Source organism: Jiella flava (assembly GCF_017349315.1).
Taxonomy (GTDB): domain Bacteria; phylum Pseudomonadota; class Alphaproteobacteria; order Rhizobiales; family Rhizobiaceae; genus Jiella; species Jiella flava.
In genome coordinates this window covers 39,379-49,765 of the sequence record NZ_JAFMPP010000021.1, presented here as the reverse complement: position 1 = coordinate 49,765, position 10,387 = coordinate 39,379, and the positions used below count along the sequence as shown (strand labels likewise).

The following is a 10,387-nucleotide window of genomic DNA, read 5'->3' as shown; positions in this document are numbered from 1 at the left end:
CGATTACATCGAGCGCTTCTACAATCCCCAGCGACGGCACTCGACATTGGGCTATATGAGCCCCGTCGAGTTCGAGGAGAAAGCTATGTTAGCTTAACTGCGTGTCCGAAAAACCGGCAGCAGGCCAATCCGTGCAGGTTTCGATCCACGCTCCCGCGAAGGGAGCGACCGGTGGTCCGATAGGTCGACGCAGCCGCATAATGGTTTCGATCCACGCTCCCGCGACGGGAGCGACAGACAGCCGTCGTCGTGATCGCCTGGTTGTCCGAGTTTCGATCCACGCTCCCGCGAAGGGAGCGACTCCTGCACCACCGTTATCGGTCGATGGCGGCAAGTTTCGATCCACGCTCCCGCGAAGGGAGCGACTCTGCATCTACCTCGACATCGCCCGATCGTCTTGGTTTCGATCCACGCTCCCGCGAAGGGAGCGACGAAGACGAAAGCGAGTTTTCGTCGTCCTGGATGGTTTCGATCCACGCTCCCGCGAAGGGAGCGACGTCAGGTCCGGTCGGCTTTGCGCCAACATGGTGCGGTTTCGATCCACGCTCCCGCGAAGGGAGCGACCGAGGGCGTGGGGATCTATTGTAAGATGTTGCTTGTTTCGATCCACGCTCCCGCGAAGGGAGCGACATACAGGTTCGCGGAGGCCGAAGATGGCCGTGTGTTTCGATCCACGCTCCCGCGAAGGGAGCGACGATATCCGGCGCCGCATTGCCCGTAAAATCAGAGTTTCGATCCACGCTCCCGCGAAGGGAGCGACCGTCCTCCATCCGTTCTTCGTCCTCACCTTAGCAGTTTCGATCCACGCTCCCGCGAAGGGAGCGACCGCCGCACCTGGACGGCGAGCTGCTCACCTATACGTTTCGATCCACGCTCCCGCGAAGGGAGCGACGCATTCCCGCATCGTCGAGCACGGATTGTTAGCGTTTCGATCCACGCTCCCGCGAAGGGAGCGACGCCCGAGCAGACTCAGGCGCGGCGTGCCATCTGGTTTCGATCCACGCTCCCGCGAAGGGAGCGACATCGCATTCCGCTCTAGATTTGCAGCGCTGCCCGTTTCGATCCACGCTCCCGCGAAGGGAGCGACCATCGGCAATGCGTGGCAGTGGATGACGTTTTCGTTTCGATCCACGCTCCCGCGAAGGGAGCGACGGCAGGTGACGGCGGCAGAGATCGCCGCGAAAGAAGTTTCGATCCACGCTCCCGCGAAGGGAGCGACACGGGCCGAGGATGCGCCGATCATGGCGCCAGCGAGGTTTCGATCCACGCTCCCGCGAAGGGAGCGACTGCCTCTGTGTAACCTATTGTCGGGACGAACGAAATGCCGCCGATTGCGCGAACCGGCTGGGATTTCAACGGCACGGCTGCCATCGGCAGGAAGGACTTTTGAAAGTTGGAGTGCGATCAAGGATTTGCGCTGAGCGCGAACCGGCCGGGATTTTGCGGCACGCTTGGGGTTCGCCCGCCGGTGCGGGCGCTGAGGAGCGCCCCGGCACGGCAACGGTGCGATGCGTCGTCTTGTGCCACAGCTCGGGCACTGCCGCCACTGGCATTGCAGCCGCGAACGGCGCCAGCCGGTCCGCCGGCGCCGACATCATGTGCATGCGATGGCGGCGATCAGCAAACCGTCCTGCCCTCGCGCAGAAGCGGCGCCCTCGCCGCCCCGCCTCGTCGGCCATCGCGTGATCAGACCGCCTCGATGATCTCAACGCCCTCCGGCCATTCCTCGCGGTCGATCGTCACGACGTAATCGGAAATGGCGCGGGCCGGCGGGTAGTTGTCAAGGCGGCGGTTGATCGCCCGTCCTTCTCCGTCGATCGACCGCAGAACGGCGACGCGATCGAACAGCTGGTGTGCCGGCGCGCGGCCGAGCGCAGTGTCGTGGCGAAAGACGATCAGTTTGCGCACCGCCATTTCGCCGCGGGCGGCCGAGCGGTCATGCTCGAACATCGCCCCGAGTGCTTCGATCAGCAAATCGAGATCGGTGTCGGAAAAGCCGGTCTGCTCGGCGAGCTTGGCGGAGACGAAGCCGTGGGCGCGATAGAGGCCGTAGGGCACGATATGTTTGCGGCCCATGGTGCGGTTGTCGGTCCGCGCGCCGCCCTCTTCCGTCTCGCCCTCGCGGCGCTGTTCCTTTTCCTTCGCCGTCGTCGCGGCCATGCGGGTGATCGAGATTTCCTGCGGCACGATCGGCTCGATCGACTGCGCGAAGGTCATCTGCACCGGCCCGCGGACCTGGCCGCAATTGACACCGGTCGACATCACCGCCCCGAAGGTGCGCACATCGAAGAAATTGGCGCACATCCAGCGCCGCAACTGATTGGCTTCGTCATCGCTCTTGGGATTGAGCTTGAGGCCATCGGTCTTCTCTTCAGGCCGCACCGCCTCGTACGCCTTGCGGTGCTGCTCGTTGAGGATCGCCCCTTCCTGCACATAGATCGCCTTGCCCGCCTCGCCCGCATGGGCGATCTCGACATAGTTGCGGATCTTACGCTTCAAACTGACGTCGGAAACGAGGCCATGGCCGGTTTCAGGATCGAGGCGCGGCAGATTGCCGGCATCGGGATCGCCGTTCGGATTGCCGTTCTTCACATCGAAGAAGAGGACGAAGTCGTGGCGGCAGGACAGATCAGTCATGGTCGGCGGTCTCCGGATCGGATGCATCCTTGCGGACGAAGAAGGCGTTGCGCTGGTGATAGTAGCCAAGGCCGAACAGCGCCTGCTCGGCGGCGGGCAGCGTCGCCGGGAACGGATCGTCGTCGGGCGTCGCTCCGGGCTTCATCTGGTCCATGATCTCGCCGATGGTCTTTTCGAGATTGACCCGCTGGCCAGGCCGGATCTTGCCGAGTTTCGACAGATGGTTGGCCGATCCGGCCTCAAGGATCGCGAACACCTTGCGCGGCTGGGCCGAAGCCGAGCCGTAATATTTGTCCTTGATCGTCGCGTTGACGTTCTTGCCGAGGGCGGCGCTCTGGGCCTGCTCATAGGCGGCGAAAAGCCGGCCGAGCAGATAGCCCGGTCGGGGATTGTTCGGGTCGAGCCCCACGGGCGCCTCCTTTATGATGCCGAAATTGCGAATGACGAGAGCCTTGAGGATCGCCGCCCGGCGGGCATTGATCTGACCGTCGGCGCGGATGCGCATCAACACGGTGTTGAGCAGCGTCAGCGGATAGGCCGTGCCAGCGAGGATCGCGCGGGTCCACTCGCCGGCGAGATTGGGCGGCACGTTCTCCGTCTTGCCGAGAACCGCCGTCTCGCGCAGATATTGCCACAGCGCCGGGTTGCCCTGTCGATCCGGCGGTAAGATCGCCATGTCTTCCATGAAGCGCCGGTAGTTTTCGGCCAGCGCCCCAAAGGTCGTATCCAGCCAGAAACGGATCGAGATCCGGGCCGCGTTGGGCGCGAGACCGAGGACGTAGAACTTGACGTCGGCGCTGACTTTCGGGGCATTGTCCAGGATCGGCAGGCCTTTGCGGATACGGTCCAGCGCCTCGCCGACGCGCTTGGCCTCGGCGGTGTCTTCATTGGCCTGCTCGTCGAGCATTTCGCGAAACACCGCTTCGGTGAGCGCCTCGGCCTCGGCACGATCGGGAAGCTCCGAAGGTGCCTCGGCCCAGAACACCACGGAGGCATCGCCGATCTGGATGCGATGGCCGGAATCTCTTGGCAAAAAGCGGTTCAGCGCCCCGACATAGGCTTCGGCCGCGGCTTGCGACACCGGCGCATTCTCGCCCTGGCGATGGCCATAGCTTTCGAAGGCATCGAGATTGAAGGACACAATCGATCCGCCGGATGACTGGCCGCCCCAGACGCCCTTGATTGCCGGATGCAGCCGCGCAACCGGGCCGTACCGACCCGTCGCAAGGCAGAGCGCGCCCTCCGTGCTGGTTCCCGACCCGGCTCCGATGAGATCAAGAGCCGCCGGGCGATCATGCAGATAGACGGCGCGCCGACGCTCCTCTTCCAGCGCGAAGACAACGTTTTCGTCCTTCATCTCTTCCTGGAAATGCGTGCCGAACTGATCGGGCGACCAGCGATCCAAGAACCGCAGGAAGGCGACCAGGCCCGGATCGTCGGTCTCACCGATCAGATCGCGATGGTGGGCGACGAAGGCGGCATGTTCCTTTGCGGTGCGCTTGCCATCGCCGGCGGTCACGCCCAGCACGTAAGCGGTCTTGTCCCAGAAGGTGTTCGGCTTGACGTCTACGGTGCGCTTGACCGGCGCCGGCACCGCCATCAGCGGCGCCACGTCCTTCTTGCCGACCCGTCGCTTCAGGGGCGTCACCGAGGCGACCGTGCCGTCGGGCTCCAGTCCGATCACCACCCCGACCCGCTGCTGGGCAAAGCCCGGCTTCGGGGCATCCGGCATGCGCTCATAGGCGCGGACCAGCTTGCTGAGAACCGTCATCGCAGGATCTCCGGCGCGCCGAGCTGCGGCACCGCGACGATGCCGTCGACGAGCGCCGCGCGAAAGAACAGCGACGGCCGATCCTTGGCCTGGTGGTCGATGTCGAAGAGCATGAAGCCGAGATCGCGCGGCGTTCCGAAGCCGAGATCGGCAGTGCGGGCCTTCGGTTCCGGCTCGGGCAGCGGCGCGCCGGGCGCAAGCAACTCGAAGCGGGCGTCGAATTCGCGGGTGCCAAGGCAGGGCTGATGGAAGCATTGGCCGCTCGCCGCGCGGCGATTGAACATATCGAGGTGCTTGCCCTCGTTATCCTGCAGCCCGGCTTTCTCCGTCATGACGAAATGCGCGCCGATGACATAGGCGACGTCGACGAGAACGGTCGCCGCGCGCTGCTGGCGGTCCTCGTCGACGCGAATGCCAAGGCCGGCCAGATCGCCGCGCTTCATGGCGCGTTTGGCATTGGCGGCAGAGGCCTTGTGACCGACCTCGTTGCGGCGGATCGATTGGAAGCGGATCGGCTTTAGCACGCGGATTTCGTCGATGACCCACCGGATCGCCGGCTTCCAATGGATCGCTTCCAGGATGCCTCTGGCGGCCGACGGCGTCATCACGTCATAAGAGACGCGCTCGACCTTCATCTCCGGCCGGGTGAAGCAGGCGAAGGGGCCCGCGACATGCAGGTGGATTCCGTAGGTCAAGTGGCATCCTCGTTTCTGTCTCAAGCAACAACATTTGCTCTGCAAATGTTGTTTGGCCTACGCTCACTCGATAAATCGATTACCTTTCAATATTCGGGGATTATGAAAGGATTTTCGATGGCTCGCTCACGCAGATTGACGTTCCGCTTAAAATTCGGGTCATGGATGAAGCTTGAGCTAACCATCGAACCTCCATAGATGGCAATCATCATAGCTATCCGTGGATTGAATCGACCTGAAGCAGCTCCAACTGCTTCTGCATTCGCCGTGCACTCATGGTTAAATCGTGAGTGCACGGCATTTACATTATTAATAATTAAGTGAATCGATCGCCAAATAGTCCGCATCATCCCACAGCAGCCCAACATCCTCCTTATAGAGCGACGACGTTTGCAGCACGGCAAACTGGTCCCCACGCAGGTTCGGCTGACCAAAGGCGACGTGGCCATTGGCCATCAAACGAGCCCGCGCCTTCGGCGGCACCTGCACAATGAAAGATTGAAGATCTCGGGAAATTGCACCAGAGGAAACTTCCGGCCGGGCGAGCTTATCCACAGCCGCACATGCCGCTGCATCATGAGAGACGATCACCGGCACCATGTCGGTCTCGATCATCCGGTAAAGCGCAGCGATCTCGCGATAGGCGATATCGAGCCCGTGTCCCTTCGTCAGACTCATCTTGGGCATGATTTTCTGGCCATCGATGCCGTCGTCGGCGAGCCGCCAATAGGTTTCGCCGAAATAGTCGGCGATCGCCGCCGGAGCGAACAGATCCTCATGGTGTTTGACCATGCGATCCATGTCACCGATCAGGGCTTTGATTTCGCGCGGCGTTTGATGGCCGACCGGCTTGAACACCGTCACCTGGCTTTCGGCGACAGGCCGCGTCATCTCTCGATTGACCCTTCCGGCGGCCTGGGCGATCTGTTCGAGCCCGGCCTCAGCCCGCCAGGCGCAGGGAAAATCGACATCGACGCCGGCCTCGATCAGCGACGTGGCGATCAGCCGACAGGGCGCGCCCGTGCGCAACCGCTCGCGCACGTCTGCCAAAATCCGTCGGCGATGCGCGGCGTATTGGCGCGTCGTCAGGTGGATCAGGCCGTCGAGTTCAGCCGCCTCGGCGAGGCGATAAAGATCAAGCGCATGCGCGCGGCTGTTGACGATCACCAGCGCCTGATCTTTCCCGCGCAAGGCCGCAATGAGAGCGTCGTCGTCCATCTCGCCGGCCAAGACGAGCGTGTTGCGCCGGAAGGCGGCATGAAGACGCGCGGGCTCCGGCGCCAGTTCGCGCCCCTCAAGGTCCAAAGCCAGCGGATGGCGAGCTTTGGACTGATCGGTCGCAAAATGTCTGGCGTCGAAGGCCGGCTGCGTCGCCGTACACAGGACGATCGAGCAGCGCCAATTGCGGGCGAGCTCGTCGATTACCTCGACACTCGGCGCCAGGAGATCGCGCGGCAGAACCTGCGCCTCATCGAGAATGATGACGCTGCCGGCGATGTTGTGCAGCTTGCGACAGCGGGATGGGCGCGCGGCAAACAGGCTCTCGAACAGCTGAACATGGGTGGTGACGACGACCGGCGCCGCCCAGTCCTCCATGGCGAGACGCATCTTGTCGATCGCCGATCGCTGGCTATCCGCCGCCTTTGCGTCGCGGCGCTGGGGCAGCGTATCCTCAATCGCCGAGTGGTGCTCCAGCACAGCGTCATCGCCGAGAATACCGCGAAAGATCGCGGCGGTCTGATCGATGATCGAGGTAAAGGGAATGCCGTAGATGATCCGGCGATGGCCATGGGCTGCCGCGTGGTCGAGGGCAAAGCCGAGCGAGGCCAGCGTCTTGCCGCCGCCTGTCGGCACATCGAGGGTGAACAGACCGGGCGTCATCGACACCGCGCGCTCGCGCACCGTCGCCAAAATTTTCGCCCGCAGCTTCGTAATCGGGCTTTGCGGCGCGCCAAAAGCGGCGATGGTATCGGCAAAACTTGCCTGAAACGTCGGCAGACAGGCAGCCAGACTCGGCCAGTCGCGGTCTCGTCGAATGCCGCCGATCGTGTCGTAATAGCGTTCGGTCTCCTTGTAATCGGCATCGACCAGACACGAAAAGATCATCCGTCCGAGCAGCGCCAATTGCGGCCCTTTGCGCTTGCCCACATGCCAGTCGAACTCCGGATATAGCCCCGTCAGATCAGTTGGAACGACCTGGCGCCAATCGCCGGCAAGCACCGCCGGGTCGAAGGTCGCGATCCGCTGTTCGAGATTGGCCTCGTCGCTGCCAGAGCGGTCGGGAAGCCCGGCGTGGTGGCCGGCGATCGCCTGCGCGATCAGCATAGCCATTGCGCGCTCTTCGGGGGATCCCGGCAGATCGAGAAGCGCTACAGCCCCCGCCGTCGAGTGATCGACACGCTCATTCGCGCCCGTTAAACGCTTTTGAAACCGAAAATTGAACTTGCCCAGATCGTGAAGAAGACCGCTGAGCCGCGCCGCCGCTGCAATTCCAAGCGGCGCTCCGAAAGCAGCGGCGGTTGCGGCAACGCCAGCAAGATGGTCGCTCAAAGGTTCCCAGTCCGACACATCGTCGGGGCGGTTCGAATGGGCGAAGAACATGACGACCTCCGCTTTTTGTGATGGCGCGCCAAAGCTGGACGAACGAGACAGGCGCGGCAGCCACAACACTGCGTTGGGGCAAGCCAGCCCGACACATAATCACGGCGGCATCGAAGCAAAAAATTGAAGATTGTGGAAATGTCCATTTTAATCTTTTGGGTGCAATCAAGGTTTTTCGGCACCAGATTCAGATCCAGTCTCGAAGCGAGCAAAAGAGGCGAACGACAGCGGGGCCGTCAAACACGCGTCAAGAAATGCCTCGCCCAGTGCCAATGGGCTCGGCGAGATCTGCCAGACGCGCTCACCGAGCCAAGCCTTTAGCGAAAAGGCTCCCTCAGACGCAGCGACCATGCCGCGACCGCCGGCTGCCCTTGCATCCGCAAACACGCAGTAAGCGCTTGACTCTGGGCAGAATTTTATAGAACAAAATAGGAACAAACGCCCATAATGGAGTCCTGACCGCGGTGTCGTTTGCAACTGTCCCTATGACGGACCTAGAGTCACTGCGTACCCGGATCGAGACGATTCAAAGCCGCAGAACGCGTCAGACATCGGTGCTGCCCTTCGGCATTCCAGTTCTGGATTCCCGGCTGCCGGAGGGCGGCCTGGCGCGTGGTGTGCTGCACGAGATCGCCGGCGGCGGACGGAGCGGCGGCGACGCCCCGGCGGCGGCGCTGTTCGTGGCCGGGATCGCCGCGCGCACCAAAGGCAAGGTGCTGTGGTGCCTGACCCGGCCCGATCTGTTCGCGCCGGCGCTGGCCCAGGCGGGGCTTGCCCCTGACCGAGTGATCTATGTCGAGGCTCAGGACGACAAGACCGTTCTTGCCTGCATGGAAGAGGGCCTCGCCCATGGCGGACCAGTGCTGGTCGTCGGCGAGACGGCGCGGCTGTCGATGACCGCCTCGCGGCGGCTGAATCTCGCGGCCGAAAAGACCGGCGCGCTGGCGATTGTGCTGCGCCGCTGGTCGCGGCCGAACGAGGCGGCCGATTTCGGCCGGCCGACGGCCGCCGCCACCCGCTGGCGGATCTCGGCCCGGCCGGCGGCGCCCTTGCCGGCGCCCGGCGTCGGGCGCGCCCGCTGGCATGTCGAACTCCTGCGTTGTCGCGGCGGCGAACCCGCCGCCTATGAATTGGAGGCCTGCGATGAGACGGGTCGTCTCGCTCTTCCTTCCGACCTTCCCGACCGACCGGCTATGCCGCGCCCGGCCCACCTTAACCGCCGACGCGCCGGTTGACCTGCCGCTGGCGCTGTTGGGCCGGCAGCAGAACCGCCGGGTGGTGATGGCGACCAACCAGGCCGCCCGGGCGAACGGCCTGCGCGTCGGCATGGCCGCAGCACGCGCCAGTGCGGCCCTCGTCGAACTCATCATTCAGGATCACGATCCGGCCGCCGATGCCGCAGCGCTGGAACGGCTGGCGATCTGGATCCTGGAACGCTTCTCACCGATCGTCGCCGTCGACGGCGGGGATGGTATCGTCATCGATTCCACCGGCGCCGATCATCTGCATGGCGGCGAGGCGGCCATGCTGCACAGGCTGGTCGATCGCCTCGCCGGCGCCGGTATTACCGCCCAAGCCGCCGTCGCCGATACCTGGGGCGCCGCCCATGCCCTTGCCCGCCACCGCGCCGATCCCGTCTGCGTCGCCCCGCGCCGGCATGGGGCGGATATTCTCAAGGATCTGCCGGTAGCGGCGCTGCGTCTTGCCGAGGAGACGCGCGATGCGCTCTCCGATCTCGGCTTTGCGACGATCGGCGACCTCCTCGCCGCTCCTCGCGCGCCCTTGGTGCTGCGCTTTGGCGAAACGTTGATCGCCCGCCTCGATCAGGCAAGCGGACGGCGCGTCGAGCCAATCGAGCCGCTGCGCCCGGCCGACATCATCGAGACCCACCGCAACTTCGCCGAACCGATCGGGGCGGCCGAGACCATCGCCCGCCATGTCGGCAAGCTGGTCGTCGCGCTCTGCGCCGCGCTGGAGGCGAAAGGCCTCGGCGTGCGCCGGCTCGATCTCGTCTGCCGCCGGGTGGACAACCGGGTCGAGGCGGTGCGGATCTCGACCGCGCGGCCGGTGCGCGACGTCGCGCGTCTCACCCGCCTCCTCTGCGACAAGATCGAGACCATCGCCCCGGGCTTCGGCATCGAGCGGATGAGCCTCGCCGCGACCCTGGTCGAGCCGTTGGCCCCGCGCCAGAAGCTTGCTGCCCTGACCGACGAGATCCTGCCGGATGTCGCCGGCCTGGTGGATACCATCGCCAACCGGGTCGGCGAGGATCGGCTCTATCGCTTGGCGCCGGTCGAAAGCGACGTGCCCGAACGCTCGGTCCGGCGCATCGCGCCATTGGCGCCGGAGACCGGCCATAGCTGGCGGGCTGACTGGCCACGGCCGACGCGGCTGTTGCGGCGCCCCGAGCCGATCGAGACCATGGCGCTTTTGCCCGATCATCCGCCGGTCGCCTTCACCTGGCGGGGCGTCCGGCGCCGAGTGCGCACCGCCGACGGGCCGGAGCGGATTTTTGGTGAATGGTGGAAGCGCGATGTTGAGCGCTCGGCCGTGCGCGATTATTTCCAGGTCGAGGCGGAAGACGGCGAACGGTTCTGGATCTTTCGCGCCGGCAATGGCGAGGATGCCGCCACCGGCTCCCAGCGCTGGTTCCTGCACGGCCTGTTCGCATGAGCGGCGGCGC

Annotated in this window: 7 protein-coding genes and 1 CRISPR repeat array; of the genes, 3 read left to right on the top strand and 4 right to left on the bottom strand. The window is 64.3% G+C overall.

The window, feature by feature from the left end; translation table 11 throughout:
- A partial coding sequence (locus tag J1C48_RS17820) for an IS3 family transposase (RefSeq protein WP_207258440.1) occupies positions 1–97 on the top strand: 97 nt, incomplete at its 5' end.
- A 40-nt stretch (positions 98–137) separates the two neighbouring features.
- Positions 138–1,287: direct repeats of the CRISPR family, unit length 32 nt; unit sequence GTTTCGATCCACGCTCCCGCGAAGGGAGCGAC.
- 399 nt (positions 1,288–1,686) lie between these two features.
- Here J1C48_RS17820 and cas7c read toward each other — a convergent pair.
- From cas7c to J1C48_RS17800, 4 genes are all read right to left on the bottom strand, one after another.
- Positions 1,687–2,637, bottom strand: a complete 951-nt coding sequence (gene cas7c, locus J1C48_RS17815; RefSeq protein ID WP_207259356.1) for a type I-C CRISPR-associated protein Cas7/Csd2 — start codon at positions 2,635–2,637, stop codon at positions 1,687–1,689.
- Entirely contained in the window at positions 2,630–4,408 is a 1,779-nt protein-coding gene (cas8c, locus tag J1C48_RS17810) for a type I-C CRISPR-associated protein Cas8c/Csd1 (protein WP_207259355.1), read from the bottom strand. The genes cas7c and cas8c overlap by 8 nt, the downstream gene beginning before the upstream one ends.
- The gene (gene cas5c / locus J1C48_RS17805) at positions 4,405–5,103 is read right to left on the bottom strand and encodes a type I-C CRISPR-associated protein Cas5c (protein WP_207259354.1); all 699 of its coding nucleotides are present in this window, start codon (positions 5,101–5,103) and stop codon (positions 4,405–4,407) included. Before cas5c ends, cas8c begins: the two co-directional genes overlap by 4 nt.
- 309 nt (positions 5,104–5,412) lie before the next feature.
- The gene (locus J1C48_RS17800) at positions 5,413–7,704 is read right to left on the bottom strand and encodes a CRISPR-associated endonuclease Cas3'' (protein ID WP_207259353.1); all 2,292 of its coding nucleotides are present in this window, start codon (positions 7,702–7,704) and stop codon (positions 5,413–5,415) included.
- Positions 7,705–8,189: 485 nt separating this feature from the next.
- On the opposite strand from J1C48_RS17800, the gene J1C48_RS17795 reads away from it, so the two are divergent.
- On the top strand, positions 8,190–8,939 hold the full coding sequence (locus J1C48_RS17795; RefSeq protein WP_207259352.1) for an ImuA family protein: 750 nt from the start codon (positions 8,190–8,192) through the stop codon (positions 8,937–8,939).
- Entirely contained in the window at positions 8,848–10,377 is a 1,530-nt protein-coding gene (locus J1C48_RS17790) for a Y-family DNA polymerase (protein WP_207259351.1), read from the top strand. Before J1C48_RS17795 ends, J1C48_RS17790 begins: the two co-directional genes overlap by 92 nt.
- The last annotated feature ends 10 nt before the right edge of the window (positions 10,378–10,387 follow it).

Coding starts and splice junctions, on each gene's coding strand:
- cas7c (WP_207259356.1), bottom strand. CDS start 2,637: ATGACTGATCTGTCCTGCCGCCACGACTTCGTCCTCTTCTTCGATGTG.
- cas8c (WP_207259355.1), bottom strand. CDS start 4,408: ATGACGGTTCTCAGCAAGCTGGTCCGCGCCTATGAGCGCATGCCGGAT.
- J1C48_RS17800 (WP_207259353.1), bottom strand. CDS start 7,704: ATGTTCTTCGCCCATTCGAACCGCCCCGACGATGTGTCGGACTGGGAA.
- J1C48_RS17795 (WP_207259352.1), top strand. CDS start 8,190: ATGACGGACCTAGAGTCACTGCGTACCCGGATCGAGACGATTCAAAGC.
- J1C48_RS17790 (WP_207259351.1), top strand. CDS start 8,848: ATGAGACGGGTCGTCTCGCTCTTCCTTCCGACCTTCCCGACCGACCGG.